The organism is Parvularculales bacterium (genome assembly GCA_036881865.1).
Taxonomy (GTDB): domain Bacteria; phylum Pseudomonadota; class Alphaproteobacteria; order JAPOUT01; family JBAJNM01; genus JBAJNM01.
Map to the genome: position 1 here is coordinate 82,164 of JBAJNM010000003.1, position 24,174 is coordinate 106,337.

Sequence of the window (24,174 nt, forward strand, 5' to 3'; positions counted from 1 at the left end):
CTTACCGAGGCAGGATGCTCTCTCCCATAAGATAGCCGTCTACCGCCCGCGCCGCCTGACGGCCCTCCCGAATTGCCCACACTACCAACGATTGACCTCGACGCATATCCCCCGCCGTAAAGATTTTATCTAAATTGGTTTTATAATCCCTATCATTGGCTGCAACAACACCCTGCTCGGTTATCTCAACCCCCAATTCTTCCAATAGACCATCATAAATCGGATGCACAAATCCCATTGCTAACAACACCAGATCAGCCCTCAACACGAACTCCGTGCCTTCAATGGGCGTCATAGAACCATCCAAACGCACACACTCAAGAGTAGTGACCCGCCCACCTTCAGATTCAAAGCGTTTTGTCATCACTGAAAAATCACGCTGCGCCCCCTCCGCTTGACTGGACGAGGTACGCATTTTCAAAGGCCAATCCGGCCATGTAAGAGCTTTATCTTCGTGAGCAGGTGGTTGTGGCATAATCTCCAACTGAGTCACCGACAACGCCCCCTGTCGAAACGACGTACCAATACAATCAGATCCCGTATCACCCCCACCAATTACCACCACATGGCGTCCCCCCGCCAGAATGGGTGTTATGCCATGGGATACCTCATCAAAAACATTGTTTGGAATTTCACCACTAATTCGTCGGTTTTGTTGGGTGAGAAAGTCCATAGCGAAATGAATACCCTCGAATTCACGACCCTCAATAGGTAAATCACGAGGGGTTTCAGCTCCACCCGTCAACACGATCGCATCATGACTTTTCACCAATTGCTCCGAAGAGACTGTCAACCCGACATGAGTCTGACAATGAAAAGTTACTCCCTCGTCTTCCATTTGCTGAAGGCGGCGATCAATCAGATCTTTTTCCATTTTGAAATCAGGAATTCCATACCGCAACAAGCCACCGGGTCGTGCATTCTTCTCATAAACATGAACATCATGACCCGTCCGTGCCAATTGTTGAGCGCATGCCAACCCTGCTGGTCCGGATCCTACAATCGCTACTTTTTTGCCGGTTATGGAAGCCGCCGGTTTTGGAACAATCCACCCTTCACTCCATCCTTTATCTACGATGGCACATTCTATGGTCTTGATGGTAACGGGCTGATCTTCAATGTTAAGCGTACAGGCCTCCTCACAAGGGGCGGGGCAAATGCGCCCGGTGAACTCGGGAAAATTATTGGTTGAGTGTAACACCTGACATGCCTCTTGCCAATCATCCTGCCAAACGAGATCGTTCCAGTCAGGAATCTGATTTTCCACTGGACAGCCCGTATGACAATATGGAATGCCACAATCCATACAACGCGCTGCCTGCTGACGGGTTTGTTCATCACCCAGAGGTAAAACGAACTCACGATAGTGCCGTACGCGATCTGAAGCAGGCGCATAGTGGCGATCTTGTCGTCCAATTTCCATAAAGCCGGTAACTTTGCCCATGGATGTTATTCTCCCGCCGCCAAATGGTGATAATCGTCCCGGACGGCCCCCACTTCTTCCAAAACGCGGCGGTAATCCACCGGCATAACTTTGCGGAACAGCGGATGCCACACATCCCATGACTCTAAAATCTCACGTCCACGCGCAGAGTCCGTATAGCGCACATGATTGGTAATGAGATGATGAAGACGATCAGCATCATGCCGCACCATGTCACTCATTATGTCCACCAGACCACGCCTTTCTAAATCCCACCTCTGGTGATGATATTTTTCCGTGACGTCGTTTTCTACCGTAATTGGTTCAAGGTCTACCATGGCAAGGTTGCATCGCTTGTAAAGCTCGCCGTCTTCATCAAGCACGTACGCAATGCCTCCCGACATTCCTGCCGCAAAGTTACGACCCGTAGACCCCAACACCACCACAACGCCTCCAGACATATATTCACAACCATGGTCGCCAACACCTTCTACTACGGCAACGGCCCCTGAATTGCGAACAGCAAAGCGCTCGCCTGCAATGCCCCTATAATAACACTCACCGTCAATCGCTCCATACAAAACCGTATTGCCGACGATGATACTCTCCTCTGCTACAATCGGTGACTTACGAGGTGGATAAACCACAAGACGACCTCCCGATAACCCCTTGCCGATATAGTCATTAGCATCGCCTTCCAGCTCTAGACTTACGCCGCGCGCCAAAAATGCCCCGAAACTTTGCCCCGCAGACCCTGTAAACTTAACTGCGATAGTATCTTCAGGCAGACCTCTGTGGCCATAGCGCGATGCAATCTCGCCCGAAAGCATAGCACCTACGGCGCGGTCTGTGTTGCGCACCGGCATCTCCAGACGAACCGGAGTTTTATCCTTCAGAGCTGTCTCTGCGTCTTGAATAAGGCGACGGTCAAGAACGTCTTGAACATCATGACTCTGAGATTCGTTATGATAAACAGAAACCTCATCAGCAACGTCTGGCTTAGCAAAAACCCTAGAAAAATCCAGATGCTGTGCTTTCCAATGATTAATAGCCTCATCTTTGTCAAGAAACTCAGAACATCCTATCATCTCATTGACTGTGCGCACGCCCATGGCTGCCATCATCTCACGCATTTCTTCAGCTACGAAGAAGAAATAATTAATGACGTGCTCCGGCTGTCCTGTAAATTTTCTACGCAACTCAGGGTCTTGAGTAGCAATACCCACAGGACACGTATTCAGATGGCATTTGCGCATCATCAGACAGCCTGCCGCAATCAAGGGGGCTGTAGCAAAGCCAAACTCATCGGCTCCCAACAAAGCGCCTACCACAATATCCCGTCCGGTACGCAAACCACCGTCTACCTGTATGGCAATCCGACCGCGCAGACGATTCAACACTAACGTCTGATGAGTTTCCGCTAAGCCTATCTCCCATGGTGAACCGGCATGCTTAATAGACGTCAACGGACTAGCTCCTGTCCCACCCTCATAGCCAGATATGGTTACATGGTCTGCCCGTGCCTTAGAAACTCCGGCTGCAACAGTTCCTACCCCCACTTCAGAAACTAACTTCACACTTATGGCTGCTTGAGGATTGACGTTCTTGAGATCAAAAATCAGTTGCCCTAAATCCTCAATAGAATAGATATCATGATGAGGCGGTGGCGATATAAGACTAACGCCGGGGGTGGAATAGCGAGTCTTGGCAATAACCGCATCCACTTTATGACCAGGTAACTGTCCGCCCTCTCCGGGTTTGGCCCCTTGTGCTATTTTTATTTGTATCATATCGGCGTTGGCCAAGTATTCTGCCGTTACACCAAATCGCCCTGAGGCTACTTGCTTAATGGCAGAGCGTGCTGATTCTCCGTTGGGCATAGGACGAAATCGATCCGGCTCCTCACCGCCTTCTCCCGTGTTGGACTTGCCACCAATCCGGTTCATCGCAAATGCTAACGTAGTATGAGCTTCACGACTGATAGAGCCAAACGACATAGCTCCTGTAGAAAACCGCCGCACAATGTCCACAGCTGGCTCCACCTCGTTCAATGCTACAGGCTTGCGGCCCATCTCTGTTGCACTCTTGATGCGAAACAGGCTCCGCATGGTCATCAGCTTTTCATTTCGCTCGTTTACTTGGGCTGCAAATTTTTTATATTTTTCAAGGTCGCCCCCCCGCACCGCATGTTGCAAATCCCGCACTGTCTCCGGGTTCCACACATGAGACTCGCCACGCACCCGAAACGCATACTCTCCGCCGACATCAAGAGCGCTCTGCAACAATGGATCATCGCTAAAAGCTTGCTGATGGCGACGCATCGTCTCTTGCGCCAACTCATCAAGACCAATACCTTCGACGGCTGTCGTTGTCCCCGTGAACCATTGATCTACAAAAGCGCTATTCAAGCCCACCGCATCAAAAATCTGCGCACCACAATAAGATTGATATGTAGAAATTCCCATCTTGGACATTACCTTGAGAATCCCTTTGTTGACAGCCTTGATATACCGCCGAACGACCTCATCGTCACTGACGTCCTGCTCCATTTTGGGCTTCATGGCAGCCAAAGTTTCAAAAGCCACCCACGGATTGACAGCCTCTGCGCCATAGCCTGCAAGACAGCAGAAGTGATGCACCTCCCGTGCTTCTCCTGTTTCCACCACAAGACCTACAGAGGTGCGCAATTCGGAACGTATAAGATGATGATGCACCCCCGCTGTAGCCAACAGAGCCGGTATCGCCATACGCGTCTCGTTCATCAAACGGTCTGAGAGAATAATAATGTTATACCCCTCACGCACTGCCTGCTCTGTGCGGGTGCACAGCTTTTCAAGCATGTCCTCCATGCTGTTACCCCCATGCTTGATATCAAAAGTAATATCCAGCGTGCGGGTCTTAAAGTGATTATCAGAAATCTCGCCGATGGTGCGGATTTTCTCTAAATCCTCATTGGTCAACACGGGCTGACTAACTTCCAACCGCTTCATAGCGGGGGTTTCTTCAAGACCCAGCAAATTTGGTCGCGGGCCTATAAAAGACACTAACGACATAACCACCTCTTCACGAAGAGGATCAATGGGCGGATTGGTGACCTGTGCAAAGTTCTGCTTGAAATACGTATAAAGCAGTTGAGGTTTATCCGACAACACGGAGATAGGTATATCGATTCCCATAGCGCCGACAGCCTCTTGTCCGGTTTCAGCCATGGGCAACATTAAAAACTTCAAATCTTCTTTTGTGTAGCCAAACGCTTGTTGGCGTTTCAAAAGAGATGTATTAGAGCGCCGCGATGAGATATCAAGGCCGACGGGAATATCTTTTAGTCTAATCTGCGTGCTATCCAACCACGACTGATAGGGATGACTTGAAGTCACCGCCGCCTTAATGTCATCATCGTCAATAATCTTACCCTTCTCCAGATCAATCAGAAACATTTTGCCCGGTTGAAGTCGCCACTTTCTGATGATGCGTTCCTCAGGAACCGGCAATACACCAACCTCGGAACCCATAACCACCCGATCATCATCAGTGATGATAAACCGCGCGGGCCTAAGGCCATTGCGATCTAGCGTTGCCCCAATCTGTCGTCCATCGCTGAATGCCACCGCAGCCGGCCCGTCCCACGGTTCCATAAGAGCTGCATGATATTCATAAAATGCCCGCCGTTGTGGTTCCATAAGAGGATTGTCCATCCATGCCTCCGGAATAAGGATCATCATGGCGTGAGCCAGCGAATACCCCCCCCGCGTTAACATCTCTAACGCATTATCAAAAGCGGCTGAGTCCGATTGCCCCGCTGGAATAAGTGGCCAGAGTTTTTCTAAATCATCACCAAAAATATCAGATTTCATAGTGCCCTGACGCGCTGCCATCCAATTGACATTACCCCGCAAGGTATTGATTTCACCATTATGGCCAATCATCCGATGGGGGTGCGCCAACCTCCACGCCGGAAATGTATTGGTAGAAAATCTCTGATGCACTAGTGCTATAGCACTCATCGTTGCCGAATCATGAAGATCTTTATAATAAAGATCCAACTGATCCGACAGCAACATCCCCTTGTAAACCAATGTGCGCGCTGAGAAAGACGGCACATAGAAAAAATCATCCGCTACGTCGTTCTGTAAAGCGGCAACATTATGTTCAATGGTTTTGCGGATAACAAATAATTTACGTTCAAACTCATCAATATCTATCACCCCCGCCCCGCGAGCAACAAACGCCTGTCGGTGCACTGGCTCCGTGGGACGCACACTAACTCCTAGGCACCGATTATCCACCGGCACATCACGCCAGCCGAGAAATTTTTGACTCTCTTCTTTACCAGCCCTCTCTACACTCTCCTCAATAGCCATACGCAATGCCTTGTCCTGAGGCATAAAAAATACACCCACCCCATAATGGCCAGCCTCCGGCAAACGTACCCCTAAACGGTCCATCTCCCGTCGCATTAACACATCAGGTATCTGAAGTAAAAGACCCGACCCATCTCCCGCTTTAGGGTCAGCGCCCACTGCTCCCCGATGCTCCAGATTCTCAAGTATCTTCAAGCCATCCCGAACAATTTCATGACTGGCAATGTTCTTGATGTGTGCTATAAAGCCAACTCCGCACGCATCATGCTCATGACGAGGGTCATAAAGACCTTGCCGTTTGGGGCGTATGGAGGAGTTTATAGCCACACCCTCTTGTCTTCCTGTCAGTTTGGCTTGTTTCGTCACAATATGCTCTGCGCCTCCTGCGCTTCCTACTTCTGTTCTCTCAAGCAACTGGAACTCCCCACTCTCCCTTATAATATCTCTATCATGGCAGATGGGGGGGGGAGGAATCAAGAAAAGTAGTCAGGGTTGTTGACTTTTATTTATAACGGATCAAAACTGTCAAAAAACATCGTGTAAGACACTCCGTCGCACCCTCCCCCTGTCGTCCTCTTCTAGCACTTAACCCCATCATGCCCTAGTAACATTTTATTGTTATGCCATCTCCTTAACATTTATACTTTTTTGTTCTCAAACATAAAAAACTTTTCTATGATGGCCGGGTTAACCAACAATGACTAAAAAAGCACTAACAAAACTCGGGAGGTTACATTTATGTTGAAGAAAAGGCGATCTCAGCGGTCGCAGTTGCTGGTGACATGACAGTATCGGTAGCTTTAAATACGTCTCCCGCTGTAGCCCAGAACAATAATGCAATGGAGAAATGCTATGGCATTTCTAAAGCCGGCAAGAATAATTGTGCGGCAGGTCTCAGCACAACATGTGCCGGTACATCTACCATTTATATCAAGGTAATGCCCGTAAGCTCGTGTCCTCGGGAACATGTACCGGTATCGCATCACTTCATGGTGGCGGAAGTCTTACAGCTAAGCACGCCCCTCTGCCCGGGTAATCTCTGAAACGGGGTTTACCGGTTACTTAAAAGTGTGATCTCCCTTGGATACAGAAACCTATAACTTCAACTCAGTTCCGGCACGCACCGGGATCGGGCTGAAGGGGTGTCATTACACTGACGTGTTAGAACGCCAGCCCAATGTCGGATGGTTTGAAGTGCACCCCGAAAATTATATGGGGGCAGGTGGCCCCTCCCATTACTACCTTTCAGAAATACGAAACCATTACCCCTTGTCTCTTCACGGGGTGGGGTTATCTCTTGGTTCTGCGGGCTCCCTCAATACCAATCACTTAATGCGGTTGGCAAAACTGATTGAGCGTTACGACCCGGGTCTTATATCTGAACATCTGGCATGGTGTGAACAGAATGGCCGGTTCTTTAATGATTTACTGCCAACGCCTTTGAACGCTGGCAGCCTTGACGTTATGGTTAGCCATGTAATGCAGACGCAAGAAACTCTAGGCCGACAGATTCTTGTGGAAAACCCATCCACCTATTTACAGCCCGCGCCTGAAGATTATGACGAGCCCGGATTTTTAAAGGAACTCGCGCAGCGCACGGGATGCGGTCTGTTGTTAGACATAAACAATGTCTTTGTGTCGGCCTCTAATCATAAGTTTTCCGCTCATGCTTATCTGGATGACGTGCCGCCGCACCTTGTACAAGAGGTACATCTTGCGGGCCATACAGTACAAAACACAAAATCAGGTATTGTGCGCATAGATGATCATGGCTCACGGGTATGCGATGCCGTGTGGGATTTGTTTCACTACTTTATGGAGCGCCGTAGCGCACCGGTTCCTGTTCTTATTGAATGGGATACGGACGTACCCACTCTTGACCTGCTTTTGGAAGAGGCCGCCCGTGCAGACGCTACTATGGAACATGCATGCCAATCAACTCCGTCGGATCTCTCCCATGACAAGATTGCGTGATTTTCAAAACGCTTTTATTTATGCTCTTGAACATGGCGATGACACTTCTCTTACGCCTCATTTTCGGGAAGAGGATGTGGTCATCAAAAACCGTTTTTCTATTTATCGCAACAACGTCATTTACAGTTTGACAGAAGCGCTGAAGGCAGCGTATCCGGTTGTAGCGCAGTTGGTGGGAGATGAGTTTTTTTCTGCTACTGCCCGGGTTTGGCTTAAAGATAATATGCCTCAACAAGCATCGCTGGTTGAGTTTGGGGATGCGTTTCCGGAGTTCTTAGATGGGTTTGAGCCTGCACAGGCCATACCCTATTTAAGTGCGGTGGCGCGTCTGGAGAGAGCGCGATTGCAGGCTAACAATGCAGCAGACGCTACCCCTCTGGATCCTGTTGTTATATCGCAAATATCACCGGAAGATTTACCCGCTGTGATCTTTCGTCTTCATCCGTCTTTGCGCATGGAAACCATCGGTTGGCCTGCGCACCTTATATGGGACGCCCATCACAAAACCTCGGCGGGAGGTTATGATACAGAGAGAACAGCCGAAGCGTTAGCCACCCTTAACCTTAAACCTCAGCAGACGCACCTTGTAATCATACGCCCCCATCTGCGCATCACAATGGGCGTAGTAGATGAGGGCACTATGGTCCTGCTACGTCAATTTTCTCAAGGAGAAAAGCTACAAACCGCCGCCGAAGTTGCTCATGAAGCTACCACAAATACCGGCGCGCCGTTTAATTTGTCTGTAGCATTACAAGATTTATGGGCTAAGCAAGTCTTTACGGGTTTCCATAAAGACCGGTCATCATCACCGTGAAACTCCGCCAACGTTGTTGCCTTTGGTGACACGGCCACCACCGGGGAGATGCCACGACCTATCAAACGTATCAGGGCCGAGATTATAATTGTGTCTCGGCGTTTCAGCCTCAGTTGGTCGTGCTAACTGATTTCTCTGCTCCTGCAACGATTTATCCCGCTGTTGCTGCAGTCTAAGCTCCTCAGCAGCCTGCCTAGCCGCTTCCTGAGCAGCCCGTTGAGCAACTTGAGTAGCCCGTCTAGCCTCTTCTTGACGAAGCAAATCTTTATCACCACCGGCTAAGGCAACGCCTCCTGAGACACCCGACGTCACAATCATCAGGCAGATTAACACTCCCTTAAAAAGGCCTAGTGCACTTTCTCTGCGTAAGCCACAGTTAATCGTCATCTTCTTCTATCTCCTTCTATCTATTCCGAAGTGGTAAGGCCAAGCTGGTATCGGGATTGCCGCCTGTCTCATGGGTAGCAGTCCGATATGCGTTTTGTCAAGGTAATGCCTCCCGAGGTGGTAAGGCCGGACTGGTATCGGGGTTACCGCCTGCCTCACGAATAGCAGCCCGATATGTACTTTGTGACGTAAACGGCGCATGAGCCTTATAGCGGGAAGATGTTATAGGTTTCAACTGTCCGCCGGAGTGAGGGGGTACCTGAAACCATTCCCCCTCTCGCCCGATAACCGGAAATGATTTTCGCCGCCGCGAGAAAATCCGACGTATGGAGACTGACTGATTTATAAAAGCGTCACGTTCATCATCATCTCGTGCAAACATATATTCATATGCCGTTATAAGCTCCCGCACAAAACGTGGCTCCACAATATGAAGATTGGACATAACCCAGCACCGATCCGCAAACGTCCAATAGTAAGATAATCCTACCAATTCTTTCTGCTTCGTAAAATACGGAAAAAAAGGAAACGCCCGACAAGCCAGTGAGCGATTTTCTCGTTCACAAAACGCTGCCCCTTTACACTCGATAGCTCGACAGACGGAAGCTAGATCATCCACTACCTCCCGAGAGGCTGCATCAAATGGTTTGAACCGCCGCCATAAATCTGTCCGGCTTTTAAGCAAATGCCACTCTGCTTTGTCTACTACAGGAATGGCATTGCCAGTATCGCAACACACGGGGGTGCCTCCATTGAGGGGTGCACAAAACTGACCGCAATCATGGCGGCGAGAAATGGCACTGCCGAACATCTCATAAATGCGGGAGAAATCTTCAGGTTTAAGAGTCATAACGTTTACCGAAACGCCCGGCCTTCACGGGCATAGGCGGAGGCTGAATTAAAAATATTGATAGACATAAGTGCTGTCTCGCTGGTGGCGCGTTTGTCATATACGTCCGCAACAAGAGATTGCACAGCTTCATTCTCTGGAGCCGCCTCCAGAGCATAATCGGCCAGATGACAAGCCAGCCGCAAATCACCAGCTTTAGCCAGAGCCTGTGCGCGGGCTGCAAGGGTTTCAACACCTCCAACAAGAGTGGCTATCTCGCGGGCCAAATCAGAACGCGGGGCAGGTTTGAGTTCACTGGGACGTCCTGTCCACCAGCCACCATAAAGCCGCACGATATTACGCACGATAAACTCAGTGTCGTCATAGACCGGCTGCAACCATGGGCTCTTACTCACCGGCAATTCAACGTCATGGACAATATCCACATGAGGCGGCGACCCATTATTAAGAGCCTCCACGGTACGGTTGTGTATGGTTTCGAGAAACTCTGCTGTTTCTAGGAGCATATCTTGAAGTTTCTCTGGCTCATTGACCACAGGCCCTCCGTGTCCCGGTGCCAAAGAGCACGGACGACACGCCGCCATAGCCCGCAACCCATGGGCCCAGTCCAAAGCAAATCGTTGTACCTTTTGCGGATTACCTGCATTCGGCACACCCCAGATGAATAAATCTCCCGGACACAAAACCTCTCGGTCAGGACAGAAAACCCATGTGTGGTCATCTGTCTCTCCCCTACAATGATGAATCTCAAACGTAACGCCCCCCACTATAATATCCATGCGGTCACGATATAACGTATCTGGCGTAATGGCGGGTGCTTTGAAATTATCGTAAGCGCCGGTGTCTACATCCTGAACTGCGCCACCAAACTGACGGGCATTAAGGGCTGCATTATGGGCTGATGTTAAGGTATAGCGGGCGAAGCGAGCGGGCATATCCTCGTGGGCTATAACACGAGGACGCGTTTGCCCCGGTACCAAAAAGGCTTGCAAGCCAAAAGCGTGGTCTACGTGGCCTTGGGTGAAAATTGCCGTATGAATGGGTTTGTCGGTTTGGGAGCGCAAACTTTCTGCTAGATGGGGGCTTAGAACTTCCAGACCTGAATCTACTAACACTACACCCTCATCGGTTTCAAATCCTGTAACGCCAGAAAACCGTGACTGAAACCAGCTACGCTCTCCAACCTCTACCGGCCCGCCGGACCAGAAAAACTTAGCTTCCTCTGGGGGTTTTCCCCTCATCTGCTGAAATTTATCCCGTGGATTATCAGCCATGTTTGTGACCCACTTCTGCTTACGCACTACTCAAATTGTTTTCTCTTTTCTATAGCAAAGAGTTCGCAGATGCCAGCGCCTATATTCTATTCTCAATCTCTATTCATTGACACCTCCACCCTTGTTCAGGCTAGACTGCCGCCACTATGGCTATTCTCACAACACACCAGAATTAAATATGACCGTTGCTGACATTGAAACATCCTTAACGGGCCACAAAACCGCCAGCCGGATAGGACAAGTCAGCTGGGCACTCTTTGAGTGGGCGCGTACGCCTTATGTAATTCTCATTACCATTTACATTTTTGCCCCTTATTTTTCATCCACTGTGATTGGTGACCCCGTTAGAGGTCAGGCACTGTGGGGATATATCAATGGGTTTGCCGGATTTGTCGTTGCGGGCTTTGCACCTTTCCTTGGTGCCATTGCCGACAATGTTGGCAACCGCAAACCATGGATCATCTCCATGACGGCGATTATGGCACCTGCTCTTTTTCTCTTGTGGTTTGCCATGCCCGGGGGAGGGGTACTTGACATCGCCTTTATCACGCTTCTGATTGTCATTATCACCGTCGCCTACGAGTTCTCTACAGTATTTCACAACGCTATGTTGCCCGACATAGTCTCCTCCCGGCGAGTTGGTTTTTTGTCTGGGCTTGGGCTGTCGTTGGGCAACGCGGGTTCACTTATTTTGCTCATTTTTATGTTGTACGCCTTTGCCTTGCCCGCAAGTGGGGTTACGTGGGGTTTTATTCCCGATGCTCCCTTATTTGGTATTGACCCCTCACTCTACGAAGAGTCTCGCATATCCGGCCCCTTGACGAGCCTATGGTTTGTTATCTTTGCCCTGCCGCTCTTTTTTCTCACTCCCGATGTACCCCGTAGTAGCCTTTCCATGGCGCAATGCATACACAAAGGTCTGCGTTCCGTTATCAAAACATTGCAGCGCCTGAAACATTATAAAAATATTGCTCTCTATCTTGTGGCCCGCATGCTCTACAATGATGGCAAGACGGCAATTTTGATATTTGGTGGCGTTTATGCCTCAGGAACATTTGGCTGGGGAGCTACAGAATTGCTCATTTACGGGATATTTCTGAGCGTTTTTGCTGTGTGTGGTGGTGTCTTTGGGGGTTGGCTGGCAGATATTTTCAAAGCTAAAACAGCCATCATGATAACTATCGGTGGAACATTGATAGGGATGATAACGGCTGCCTCTATGCAGCCGGACGAGATTCTCTTCATGCCCTTTGATGCCAAAGCCGCTGACCCTGTGTGGTCATTAGGATTTCTTGACCAATGGCCCGAAATTTTTTACATGGCGGCAGGTGCAGTGCTAGCTGTTTTTATTACGGGAGCTTACGCCACCAGCCGCACCATGCTGGCACGTATTGCGCCACCTTCCATGATGACAGAGTTTTATGGTCTTTATGCTCTTTCCGGCACGGCAACCGCTTTTGTGGGACCAATGCTTGTAGCCTTTTCTACCGATATAACAGATAGTCTGCGGGCCGGGTTTTTGTCTATATCTGTGCTTCTCGCTGCCGGCATGGTGGGTATGATATGGGTGCGTGAAGAAACCTCAGTAGCTATGGAATAAGAAAGCCGTTACATCTTACGAGGCGTACACTCCATTACCGCCTTAATGCGCTGGTTGGCACGTCTCACGTAATCTGCCTCAATTTCAAAGCCGATAAATCTGCGCCCCTCCAACAGTGCCGCCTCTCCTGTTGAGCCACCACCGGCAAACGAGTCCAACACAAGAGTGCACTCTCCTTTATCACTAAAGATGCGGATTAAATGTCGCAACAACGCAACTGGCTTGGCCGTTATATGACCGTGGCGGTCTTTTGGCTTGTCGGCAGGAATAATTGTGCCGGGCATTCGGTCTGTCTCAATCACCGGATTGGAGATATCAATCAAGCCCGTTCTGTATTGTAACCAATTGTCAACAAACGTGCCCTCACGAGGTTTTTGTCCTACGATAATAAGCTCCATCCGGGGCTTGAGCTGCGGTGTTTTGCGACCGCCGAGGGCTTTAAGAGTGCATGCTTTTTTATCTTCCGACCAATCGGTACGGCGACGGACAAAATGGTCCTGACTAAACGCCTTAGCCTGTCCCTCATACGCCCAGGCACATATGTCGCGTATTTCAAAGCCCGCTCCTTCCATAGCCATCGCTGCATGATGAGAAAGCCGCGCCTGAGCAAAACACAATGCAAAACCACCAGGTTTCAAAACCCGCAACCACTCTTGCGCAACGGGCTCTAAAAATCTGGCAAGACGCAACCCTTGAGAGGAGTCAAACTTCATACCTACCGGAAGGCCCCCGACCACCCCTGCCTTGCTCCGGCTTTGTTTTATGCGTTTATCATTCCAGTCAGAGCCTAGCCCGTCCAGAAAATAAGGGGGGTCTGTCAGCACAAGATGAACGCTGTTAGCCTCCAAACCTTTAAGCAACTCCCGACAGTCTCCTTGCTTGATGGGTGCGTCTTTTTTTTCAACAGCCATATGAAGACCATCCCCCCGAACATCTAATGCCGAAAGTGACGCACACCGGTAAACACCATAGATATTGTGTGCTCATCTGCCGCTGCAATAACCTCTTCATCACGAACCGAGCCTCCTGGTTGAATGACCGCGCTTGCTCCCGCTTCCAGCGTTGCCAGCAAACCATCAGCAAACGGAAAAAACGCATCAGAAGCCGCCACAATAGAGCCACCTTTCGGACTATCATAATGTCCATGCTCCTGCGCCTTCCGGGCGGCAATACGGGCGGCATCAATCCGACTCATCTGCCCGGCACCAATTCCAATGGTTGCGCCATTGCGGACATAAACAATGGCGTTGGATTTAACAAACCCGCAAACCCGAAACGCAAACAACATATCTTCTATCTCTTCTGACGTTGGAGTGCGCTTAGTGACAGTTTTCAACATCCCCTCGGTAGTACGGGGTCTGTCACGCTCTTGAACCAAAAAACCACCTGCAACCGATTGAAACGCAAGTCCGGCTTTTCCCTCTGGTAGGCCATCGGTCAACAACAAACGTAGATTTTTTTTGGCTGATACAATGGCACGGGCTTTTTCGTCAGCATCCGGCGCTATGATGACTTCTGAAAAAATATCTACAATCCCGGAGGCCGTATCAGCATCCAACGGGCGATTAATAGCAATCACACCCCCAAAAGCACTTACAGGATCGCAGGCCAGCGCCCGCTCCCACGCATGAGACAGGGTATGGCCTACCGCCACACCACAAGGGTTGGCGTGTTTTACAATAACAACCGCCGCCGCTTCATCGGGATTAAACGAGGCTGCCAATTCAAACGCCGTATCTGCATCATTGATGTTATTATACCCCAACTCTTTGCCTTGCACCTGACGGGCGGTGGCGACGCCCGGGCGTTTATCGGACGACAAATAAAACGTTGCCTTTTGATGAGGGTTCTCCCCATAACGCAAGCGCTGACGCAACGAACCGCCAAATAACCGAATATCCGGTGCGTCATCCTCTCTTTGTTCGGCTAGCCATCCGCTAACGGCCGCATCATAAGCCGCTGTATGAGCGTAGGCTTTTTGAGCTAGACGCTGACGCAACTCCGATGAGGTTGTGCCCTTGTTTGCCTTTATATTATCCAGAACTGTTGCATAATCATTAGGGTCTGTAATGACCGTAACATAGTCATGATTTTTTGCCGCCGCTCGTATCATGGCCGGACCACCGATGTCTATGTTTTCAATACACTCGTCAAAACCCGCCCCTGAGTTTACTGTTTCGGCAAAGGGATAAAGCGTTACTGCAATCAAATCAAAAGGGTGTATGTTGTGGTTTTTCATGGCTTGTTCATGGTCTGGATTACCCCGTATTGCTAACAGGCCGCCATGAACTGCTGGATGAAGGGTTTTAACGCGACCGTCCATTATGGACGGAAAGCCGGTAATGTCAGCTATGTCTTCAACCGCCAACCCTGCTTCTTTAAGATGATGTGCTGTGCCACCGGAGGCAATCAGGCTTACGTTATAGCCCGCAAGATTGGTGGCAAATGCCGCCAGACCTGATTTGTCTGACACGGAAAATAAAGCACGACGGATGACATTGTGAGAGGCGAGCATAACGCAGACTTAATCCTAGACAAAGTAGGCACGAGATATCTGCATTTGTTATCCCCCATGAAACCCATTATGACAAGAGCACTGAATTTTATACTCTTACCGACAACCCACGGTTCATTTTACACCGACCTTGGGCGTTAAAGGGTGACAAAATACGCCAGTACACCGGCGAGGGTGGCGATGCCAGGGTCTTTACGCACCAGCATGGATGCGGCAACTGCGGCAAATCCAAAGCCGACAGGCAGAAGAGTGCTATTTTCTATAGAGGTTGAAAGAAAGGGCGCAATGATAGTGACCGCCATAGCAGCCAACAGGCAAGGTCCTAGCAGAAAAAGCCACGCCGGAGGTTGGCGGTGTGCATGTCCCCTGGAACGCCAGAACAAAGGTGCGGCGCGGGTTATGTAAGTAGCCACCCCGATGATGACTATAATTATCCAAAGGGTAGTTATTTTTTCCCCCAGAGAATAAGAGCGGCAATTGCTCCGGCAGGGATAGCAAACTCAGCATACCCAAGGACTATAGTGAGGTAGGCTAACCCTCCGGCAACAATCATGGGCCCAAGGTTTGTGCGGCTTGCCGTAGACCAGATAAATGAAAAGAAAAGAGCCGGAAGAGCAAAGCCAAGGGCTTGGTGAGTTCTAGGAGAGAAGGTGTGAAGTATATCACCGGCGGCAATTCCGAGGCTGGTTCCTACAACCCAGACGGCAAGGGCTGTCATGGAGAGACCCACAAGCCAACGCTCTGATAGGTGAGCGTCCTTATGATTGCTGGCGTTCAGGACAGTTGCAAAAACCTCATCCGTTAATCCGTAAGCGAAAATGGCGCGAGCGGGTGGTCGGGGTGAAATTCGGGAGACAAGCACAATGCCATAAAGCGTATGACGCAGGCTTGCTATGATAGAAAAAAGAGCAAGAAGAATGAGCGGTGTTCCTGAGGCAAGAGCGCTCAACATAAGCACCTGATGAGCGCCGGAGAACATAACAAGAGACCATAGCGCGCCAGTCAGGGGTGAGAAGCCATATTGTGAAGCGGCAGCCCCCACGGCAAAGGCGGCAGGCAAATAGGCCGCCGCTATGGGCAACGCCGCCTGGAGGCCACTGCTATGTGTTTCTCGTTTTATCATGGGGGTCTCCGTCACAGGTTCATATTGCCGTCATAAACTCATATTGAGAGTTGTTTTGTATCTGTTTATTAAGGGAAAATTATCTGCTATGGTCCGTGATGTATAGGGTAGGTCTTTGGGGAGGCCTCTTATTAATAGGATAACAAGCAGATACAAGGAGGCGGCCATGAATGCATCAATAAACAAAGGCCGTTTTGGCATTTTATTAACGCAAATAGTGGAGGTTTCTCTAAAAATATGTCGGATGCTCCCTATGACACTTGTCGTCTTTTTGGCAAGGTTGGCTATGGCGCGCGTGTTTTTTGTCTCTGGACAAACCAAGGTAGCTGGTCCGGAGGTCTTTGGCGTTATTATTCCAACGTCCGTGACATCAAGCACGTTCTTTCTGTTTGAATATGAATACAACCTGCCAGTTATTTCGCCCGTTATAGCAGCCTACGCCGCAACCATAGCGGAACATCTGTTACCTGTTTTGTTGGTGCTGGGGCTGGGAACACGTTTTGCTACGGTAGCCCTTGTGGTTATGACGTTGGTTATTCAGTGGGTCTATCCTGATGCTTGGTGGAATATACATATGTGGTGGGCTTTAGTCTTGATGTTTATCATATCCTGGGGACCGGGCGTTTTGTCTATAGACCATCTCATCCACAAATCTCGTGCCCGCGGGGGCAGGGGTTTGTAGGCCTGCCGACTTTGGTAGGCGGCTTATGGAGACAAATCGCTTTGGTGCGTGGTCTTCACCTCTTTCGGCAGATAGTGTTGCGCGTCAAGCCGTGCGATTGGGTATGGTTCGGCTTGGGCTGGGGGGGATTGTCTGGAGCGAGAGTCGTCCTGAAGAGGGAGGCCGTACAGCTATTTGTCATAAGCCTTTTGGGAGCCACGCCTCAGATTTGATCCCGGTCCCTTTTTCGGCACGATGCCGAATTAATACCTATGGTGGCGGTGAGTTTCTTGTGCAGGGTGGTGATGTGATTTTCACCAATGATGCCGACCAATCTTTGTATCGGGTAAGGGCTGGCTGGGAACCTCAGCGATTGGCGGGCGAAGAGGGGGTTAGTCTCGGAGATTGCTGTTGCGATGAGGTGCATGGGCGACTTTTTTGTATTGCAGAACAGGAGGTGACAAGCGGCTGGCCGATAGCGTGTTTGATGAGGGTTGATTTGGATGATGGGCAGATGCGAGAAGTGGCAAGGGGACGGGATTTTTATACAACACCACGGGTAAGTCCTGATGGTGTGCACCTTGCGTGGTTGGCGTGGGATTTACCTTATATGCCTTGGGAGGCGGCGGAATTGTGGGTGGCGGATATTGATCGGAAGGGAGATTTGGTTGACCCACGCCGGATTGCCGGTGGCCGGATTATCGGCAGTAAGGGGTATGGGGTATTTCAGCCGGAATGGAGCACTTCGGGTGACCTTTTTTTTGTGTGGGACAAAACGGGATGGGGCAACCTTTATTGTTGGCGGGAGGGTGAGGCGTGTCGTCCTCTTTGTGAGGCGCAGGCTGAATATGGTCAGCCTCAATGGATGTTGGGGATGAGCAGTTTCGCTGTGCTAGACGGAGAGCGATTGGCGGTGCGTCCTTTTAGGCGAGGGGTGGAGAGTTTGGCGGTGCTTGATTTAACAACCTCTAAAGAGAAAACCATTGAAACGACATTTCAGAGTTTTAATTCTCTGGGAGCAGAAGGAAATAGCATTGTGGCGATTGTCGGAGGAGCGGCTACAACATCATGTATTGCCTTGTTTGATGCAGAGGTGGCCTCTTACGATATTATCCATGACCCTATCGGTGATGCTGGTGGAGCAACGTTCTTGCCGGAGGAATTTCAAAAACCGCAATTTATTAGTTTCCCGACGACGGATAATGCAGAGGCCTACGGTCTTTATTACGAGCCGCGTCATTTGGCGGCTTCTCCCCCACCGATCTCTTCTTCGTTGAGCGGGTCCCCGCCGTTAATTGTATCATGTCATGGTGGGCCAACGGCCATGGCAAATCGGGCGCTTAATCTGAAAGTGCAATTCTGGACGAGCCGGGGGTTTGCATGGTTAGACGTAGACTATCGTGGCAGTTTTGGTTATGGCCGCGCCTATAGGGAGGCTCTTAATGGTCATTGGGGGGAGGTGGATGTGCAAGATGCTATGGCAGGTGCGCGCTTTCTGGCAGATAGTGGCAAGGTGGAGCCCTCGGAACTCTTTATTACTGGCGGGAGTGCCGGCGGATATACAGTTCTTTCTGCATTGGTAGCATGTGATTTATTTAGGGCGGGAGCGGTTTATTATGGAATCGGTGATTTAGAGCGCTTGCAGGCCATGACGCACAAGTTTGAAGCGGGGTATGTATCAACCCTTGCGGGCACTGTCTGGCAGAATGGGGGGGAGATAACTCCCACTGGTGAAGATATACTAAGATCCAAATCGCCTCGTTATTATGCTGACAAAATCAGCGCACCGGTTATTTTCTTTCAGGGGTGTGATGACACAATAGTGCCGCCTGAGCAATCACGGTATATGGTGGATACACTTTCCTCGCGCAATATTCCGGTAGCATGTATGATGTTTGAGGGTGAAGGCCACGGGTTTCGGGGGGCTACAGCCATTCGTCAGGCTTTGGCGGGTCATTATGCTTTTTATACTCGTGTTTTGGGGGTTCTTGGAGCACAGCACCTACAGTCTCTCAATATTGTGAACGAAGAGGCTCTTTGATGGCGTGGGCAAATGGGTTTGAAGGAATACATCGTTTTCTCATAGGGTCTGTAGTATTTTTGGCAGGATGCACATCGGGTCTTATAGAAGATTCATTACGTACGATTCTTCCCGCTGAAAGCCGCTTGTTTGAAGAAGCCTCCTCTCTTGTCTACACAATGTCTTTTGAAGACCTTGAAGATCAGGATTTGTTGGAATTTTTAGAGGAAGTATCCAGCCTGAAAGCGCAGCAAGGTAGTGGCGTATCATCCTTTGGAGTTTTGCGGGGGCGGGTTGCAGATGATGAAGTAACTTTTACCAAAGCCCTGCAGTCTGTAGGATATTTTGATGCATCGGTAACAGGGCATGTGGCCCCACCGTTGCAAAATCAAGGGGGAAGAAGAACTCACGTTATCTTTGTTTTTGATATTGGCCCTTTGTATCCCATTGCAACCTTTGACTTTGTTTATGAAAAGCTCGAAAATGTGCTGTCTGAGGATACCCTACTCCCAAAAGACGCTTTTGAAATTGGCCTTGAAAAAGATGCCCCGGCCCGGGGTGATACAATCCTCTCTTTCGAAGATAAAATAATAGAGACCCTTCAGCAAAGAGGTCATCCTGTTGCACATTTGGGAAGCCGCTCGGTGGTTGTAGACCGCAAAGCTAAAACCGTTGCGGTGACTATGAGGATTGCGCCTGAGCGGGTAGTTATTTTTGGCTCTCTGACGATTACCGGTTTGGACTCTGTGAATGAGGCGTATGTTCGTTATTTGGTGGGATGGCAAGAGGACACACTCTATGACGTTAGGATTACAAATAGAGCGTCCACCATCTTGCGGGAAACGGAGTTGTTTTCGACTGTTGATTTTGATCCTGTAAAACCTCTTGAGGAGGGAGGGGTTATTCCTATGACCCTTGAACTGAAGGAGCGCGAAGAATATTCTGTTGGGGGAGGGGTGCGTTGGTCTACGGATGATGGGGCGAGCGTTCGGGCGTTTTGGGAAAGTCGTAATCTGTTTGGTAATGGGGAAGCGTTGCGTTTGTCGTCAAATTACGGTGATAGTTTGAAAAGCATATTGAGTGTTTTTAGTCGCCCGCACTTTGCCCGTTTGGACCAGAATCTGGATCTGGGTTTGGAGGTCGCCGAAGAAGATACAGATGCTTATCTTGAGCGGCGCTTTAGGTGGTTTGCTACAATTGATCGACGGATTTCAAATAATTTGAGTGGTAGCGCCGGAGTTACCTATCTATCCCTTAGCGATAGAGCAGTAGGGGAGCGGCAGGAGGCGCGATTGATAGGAGTGCCGCTCTCTCTGCGGTGGGATTATTCTGATGATTTGCTAGACCCTCGTAGAGGATGGCGTTTGAGTATAAGGGCAACACCTTACATACGGGTTGGCAGTTTAAACGTAAGCGAAAGGACATTGTTTGTTAGATCGTCCGCTTCGGGGTCTTTTTATGTGTCACCAAACTTTTTGGAAGATTTTACTTGGGCTAATCGTATAGCTGTTGGATCTATCGGTGCGAACTCTTTGGATGATTTGCCACGGTCTTTGCGTTTTTATACAGGCGGAGATGGTTCCGTTCGCGGTTACGAACGCCAGCGGGCTGGACGTATTGACAAAAATGTACAGCCTACTGGGGGGCGCTCTTTCTCTGAAATAAGCAGTGAGGTGCGCTATTACGTCTCTGATGCCATAGGCTTTGTTGCCTTTATTGATGGCGGTAACAGTTATGAGTCGATTGTACCTGATGATACAAAAGTATTCTGGGGTACAGGCGTGGGCATGCGCTATAACAGTAGAGTAGGCCCTATCCGGCTGGATATTGCTACTCCTCTGGATCGGCGTAAAGATATAGACAGTCAGGTTCAGATTTATGTATCATTGGGGCAGGCTTTCTAAGGGGTTTTTGTTGTGTTCTCCATTACTGTCATTTACTCATGAAAGCTTTTCTCCCCGCTACATTATGGATGATAAGACTTATACTGGCAGGGGGGTTTTTGATTGCCGGGTTGGGTGTGCTGTCATCCTTTGTTGGGGTAGCGGTTTTGTTTCATCCCGAATCACGCGCTGTCCTCACAGAGTTGGTAGGAGACAGGCTGCAACGTTCCCGCAGCACAGGGCTCACAATTGATCATATTTCGGGTCTGTGGCCTATCGGGTTGCATCTTGAGGGTGTGCATTTATCTGATCATGACGGGATGTGGTTCTCCATAGGGTCGATCAATTTATCATGGCAACCCGCAGCGCTTATGGAACGTACATTCCATATAACAAATCTTCAGGCGCAAGATGTAGTGCTCCATCGTGTGCCGGATTTGCTTCCGGAGAATATTCGCTCAATTGAGAGTATTCCCGTTGAAGTTATGCTGTCTAATATTGCTATTGCTAATTCAATGGCCAGTCTTTTTTTGTCGCCGGTGAATGTACGCATTGACAACATGGAAGCCTCGTCCATGCAGATTAACTCTGTTATTAAAGAGGTGCCTGCTAGAGTGATGGTTCAGGGTGAGGCTTATTTGAGTTCCGATGTGATCGAATTCTCTCTTACGGCGTCACGGCGTGATGGAGAGCAGGGGGAATTAGATCTCTATAGTGTAGTGAAACCTGCAACCCGTGAAGGAGAGGTGGTATTAACACTGGTAGATGGACATAGGGAAGGGGAGGGGGTTGTCGCGGGGTTGGTAGGTATTCCGGCTATCGGACCGATGGCGGCGGATGTAAGGATTTCCAGCACTGTGGAAACGCTGGAGGTGGACGGGAAGATTACTGCGGGGCGTATGGGTAGTTTTACCCTGATGGGAAAAGGCAATTGGGCGGAGAATTTGTCTCTTGAGGTGGCGGGGCATGGGCAGATAGGACCCTTCTTACACCCGCATCTCACTTTTTTAGATAGCAATCGGTTTACGCTTGCATTGTCCGGTGTGTTGGAGGGGGGTCATTTGAATGCGTCCAATATTATGTTTGAATTAGGGAGTATTAACGTTGAGGGTAATGGAGAGATACATTATTTGGCCTCCGGCCGACTTCCTTTTCAGGTGTCGGGGTCGGTAGCGGGCCTGTCTTCCCTTCGGTCTTCTCGGTCCTCCTTATTGCCATCGCCGGAGAGGACAGTGCTCGATGGCTTGAGCGGAGAGAAGCCGTCAAAGGGTTTATGGAGCAATGTGCTAGGCAAACTGGCGCACCGCTTTGACGTTGATGTTTTGGAGGTCAATGCTGAGGGTGAATTGAATAGCGTACGGGAGGAACTGACTCTGTTTAAGGTTACGGCCCAGAGTGGGAGTGCGATAAAAGCGTCATTTGAGGATATAAGCGGTAGTGTGGATTCTGGGTGGCAGGCGCGGTTTTTCGGGGGCATGGACGGTCATATGTTAACGAGTCCCCTGTTGCGGCAGATTGCCGGTGCGTCTCTCGAGTTTGGGGGAGCGGTTAGTCTGGCATCTGATGGCAGTGTAACCATGGAGGGGGTAACGATTACATCAAAAGAGACGGATTTTGCTCTTGATGGTTCTTTTTCCACTCAGGCAGTCCGTGAGGGTGGGAGCGGGGCCGTAAAGGCCGACTTTACTATGTCTCTGGCCGATGTTGCTGTTCTTGATTCTTCCCTTTTGTCCGGGGCTTTGAGTATTAAAGGGCGCATAGAGGGTGTAGCACCAAATTATTTTGTTGATGTTACCGGATATCTTGAAGATGGAAGTTTTAATAATCACACCATTCGGTTTATGGAAGCGGCTTTGTCTCTTCAGGGTGATACGCCGGGCCAGGGCAGTCTTGTTATTGATGGGGGGGTGGGTCGTACTATGGTGACCATGCATCCCCGGTTACAAAATGATGCTACGCAACTGGTTCTTGAAAAAATTGAAGGTCACGTTTTTGACATACCTGTTTCTGGGATATTGCGTATTCCTCTGGAGGAAGATGCTGTAGTTACGGGGCATATTGAGGGGCAGGATGGGGCGCTTGACACTTTAGCAGAGATTGTAGGCATGTCTGTTGGGGGAACAGTTGATTACACGTTGTCCTTACAGGAACAGCAGGGCCAGCGTGCGGCTCTTACAGTGAAGAGTGACGTTATTACATCATCTTTTGGTGGTATTTTGCTTGAAGAAGTGCAACTTATAGCATCACTTTTGCCACTCGGGGAGGCTTTTTCAGGCCAGATAGAGGCTCAGCTAAAAGCAACGGGAGGCAGTATTGCAGGACTTGGCCTTGAGGCTGCAACAGTTTCTATAAAAGGTGTATCGGATAATTTCAACTTTGCGGCAGACATGCAGGGGGTTGCCGGTATTCCATCGGGTCAAGCCTTTGCAAGTAGGTTCAGTGGCAGAGTGATACGGCCAAAGCAAGAAGAGGTAGACGTTCGCATTTTTGTTGACGACACGCTCATCACTCTTAATGACATCACTGTTGCGCAAAATAAAGGCCTGAGCATGAATTTAAAAGAGGGGTCTTTTGATATTGAAGGGCTTGCTCTTCAAACAGATAAGGGAGGAAAGTACGGTTCTCTCGCCGGTAAAGTGAGGCTTTCAGGCGAACATTTGATGGGAGATATAAAACTCAACCATATCCCTCTTGAACTAACGGCGTTTTTACCGATGCCTTATTATCCGACAGGTTTTGTATCGGGTGCAGGTGTGGTGGATACGTTTCAGGAGGTGGGACAATTTTCTTTTGAGGTGAGTGGTATTCATGTTTTAGAGCATTTTTCCGGTGCCGCTCTTCCGCTGGTTGCAGGTGGGTATGTAAAAGGCGGTTGGCAGCAGGATGTGTTGTGGCTTAACGGAAGGTTTGATAATGCGCTGAGTGATGGCACGCAGGGTACACCTTTGATGTTTCATATGACCGTACCAGTGGACCGCACTCCTGCCTCGCCGGTACCGATACTTGTTGAGGAGGGTGTTGTTGGGGGTGCGCTCACATGGCAGGGGCCTGCCCATATTCTGTCTGTGTTTTTGGAGCAGGAAGGACAGCGTTTTATAGGCAATGTGTCTGTTGATCTGGCGCTGTCCGGTACGGTGGATGCACCGGCACTACAAGGAATGATGGCTCTGGAAGGGGGTGTCTTTGATTATATTGAAGGGGGGGTGTTTCTGGATAACATTCATTTTGAGGCTCAAGGAGAAGATGGGCGCAGTTTAACGTTTGTCTTATCTGCCGAGGATGGATTAGG

At 49.7% G+C, this 24,174-nt stretch carries 17 protein-coding genes; 8 read left to right on the top strand and 9 right to left on the bottom strand.

Annotated elements, in window-relative coordinates; genetic code table 11:
- Position 1 precedes the first annotated feature (1 nt).
- The gene (locus V6Z81_01720; protein ID MEG9861215.1) at positions 2-1,444 is read right to left on the bottom strand and encodes a glutamate synthase subunit beta; all 1,443 of its coding nucleotides are present in this window, start codon (positions 1,442-1,444) and stop codon (positions 2-4) included.
- Between the two features lie 5 nt (positions 1,445-1,449).
- The gene (gene gltB, locus V6Z81_01725) at positions 1,450-6,198 is read right to left on the bottom strand and encodes a glutamate synthase large subunit (protein MEG9861216.1); all 4,749 of its coding nucleotides are present in this window, start codon (positions 6,196-6,198) and stop codon (positions 1,450-1,452) included.
- 425 nt (positions 6,199-6,623) lie between these two features.
- On the opposite strand from gltB, the gene V6Z81_01730 reads away from it, so the two are divergent.
- Genes V6Z81_01730 through V6Z81_01740 form a run of 3 tightly spaced genes read left to right on the top strand, consistent with a single transcriptional unit; the run spans position 6,624 to position 8,572 of the window.
- Positions 6,624-6,827 carry a DUF2282 domain-containing protein gene (locus V6Z81_01730; protein ID MEG9861217.1) on the top strand — a complete coding sequence of 68 codons (204 nt, stop codon included), beginning with the start codon at positions 6,624-6,626 and terminating at the stop codon, positions 6,825-6,827.
- A 37-nt stretch (positions 6,828-6,864) separates the two neighbouring features.
- Positions 6,865-7,758, top strand: a complete 894-nt coding sequence (locus V6Z81_01735) for a DUF692 domain-containing protein (protein MEG9861218.1) — start codon at positions 6,865-6,867, stop codon at positions 7,756-7,758.
- On the top strand, positions 7,742-8,572 hold the full coding sequence (locus V6Z81_01740; protein MEG9861219.1) for a DNA-binding domain-containing protein: 831 nt from the start codon (positions 7,742-7,744) through the stop codon (positions 8,570-8,572). Before V6Z81_01735 ends, V6Z81_01740 begins: the two co-directional genes overlap by 17 nt.
- On the opposite strand, the gene V6Z81_01745 is transcribed toward V6Z81_01740, so the two are convergent.
- From V6Z81_01745 to V6Z81_01755, 3 genes are all read right to left on the bottom strand, one after another.
- Positions 8,564-8,959: a hypothetical protein gene (locus V6Z81_01745; GenBank protein ID MEG9861220.1), complete on the bottom strand. Its 396-nt coding sequence runs from the start codon at positions 8,957-8,959 to the stop codon at positions 8,564-8,566. The genes V6Z81_01740 and V6Z81_01745 overlap by 9 nt on opposite strands.
- Before the next feature lie 97 nt (positions 8,960-9,056).
- Positions 9,057-9,809: a hypothetical protein gene (locus V6Z81_01750; GenBank protein ID MEG9861221.1), complete on the bottom strand. Its 753-nt coding sequence runs from the start codon at positions 9,807-9,809 to the stop codon at positions 9,057-9,059.
- Positions 9,810-9,814: 5 nt separating this feature from the next.
- Positions 9,815-11,083: an alkyl sulfatase dimerization domain-containing protein gene (locus V6Z81_01755; protein ID MEG9861222.1), complete on the bottom strand. Its 1,269-nt coding sequence runs from the start codon at positions 11,081-11,083 to the stop codon at positions 9,815-9,817.
- Positions 11,084-11,261: 178 nt separating this feature from the next.
- Here V6Z81_01755 and V6Z81_01760 point away from each other — a divergent pair, with 178 nt between their 5' ends.
- Positions 11,262-12,683 (top strand): MFS transporter, encoded by a 1,422-nt coding sequence (locus tag V6Z81_01760; protein ID MEG9861223.1) that lies wholly within the window; start codon positions 11,262-11,264, stop codon positions 12,681-12,683.
- Positions 12,684-12,691: 8 nt separating this feature from the next.
- Here the strand turns inward: V6Z81_01760 and V6Z81_01765 are convergent, their stop codons facing one another.
- The 4 genes from V6Z81_01765 to V6Z81_01780 form a co-directional block, all read right to left on the bottom strand.
- Entirely contained in the window at positions 12,692-13,594 is a 903-nt protein-coding gene (locus V6Z81_01765; protein ID MEG9861224.1) for a site-specific DNA-methyltransferase, read from the bottom strand.
- A 23-nt stretch (positions 13,595-13,617) separates the two neighbouring features.
- The gene (purH, locus tag V6Z81_01770) at positions 13,618-15,198 is read right to left on the bottom strand and encodes a bifunctional phosphoribosylaminoimidazolecarboxamide formyltransferase/IMP cyclohydrolase (protein ID MEG9861225.1); all 1,581 of its coding nucleotides are present in this window, start codon (positions 15,196-15,198) and stop codon (positions 13,618-13,620) included.
- Between the two features lie 137 nt (positions 15,199-15,335).
- Positions 15,336-15,659 carry an AzlD domain-containing protein gene (locus V6Z81_01775; GenBank protein ID MEG9861226.1) on the bottom strand — a complete coding sequence of 108 codons (324 nt, stop codon included), beginning with the start codon at positions 15,657-15,659 and terminating at the stop codon, positions 15,336-15,338.
- A complete protein-coding gene (locus tag V6Z81_01780; protein ID MEG9861227.1) occupies positions 15,644-16,321 on the bottom strand; it encodes an AzlC family ABC transporter permease in 678 nt (225 codons plus the stop codon). The genes V6Z81_01775 and V6Z81_01780 overlap by 16 nt, the downstream gene beginning before the upstream one ends.
- Before the next feature lie 253 nt (positions 16,322-16,574).
- Between V6Z81_01780 and V6Z81_01785 the strand changes: the two genes are divergently transcribed.
- The 4 genes from V6Z81_01785 to V6Z81_01800 form a co-directional block, all read left to right on the top strand.
- Positions 16,575-17,003 (top strand): DoxX family membrane protein, encoded by a 429-nt coding sequence (locus V6Z81_01785; protein ID MEG9861228.1) that lies wholly within the window; start codon positions 16,575-16,577, stop codon positions 17,001-17,003.
- Positions 17,004-17,028: 25 nt separating this feature from the next.
- The gene (locus V6Z81_01790; protein ID MEG9861229.1) at positions 17,029-19,023 is read left to right on the top strand and encodes a prolyl oligopeptidase family serine peptidase; all 1,995 of its coding nucleotides are present in this window, start codon (positions 17,029-17,031) and stop codon (positions 19,021-19,023) included.
- Entirely contained in the window at positions 19,023-20,906 is a 1,884-nt protein-coding gene (locus V6Z81_01795; GenBank protein MEG9861230.1) for an autotransporter assembly complex family protein, read from the top strand. Before V6Z81_01790 ends, V6Z81_01795 begins: the two co-directional genes overlap by 1 nt.
- Before the next feature lie 38 nt (positions 20,907-20,944).
- Positions 20,945-24,174: hypothetical protein (locus tag V6Z81_01800; protein MEG9861231.1), on the top strand; the 3,230-nt coding region annotated here is incomplete at its 3' end.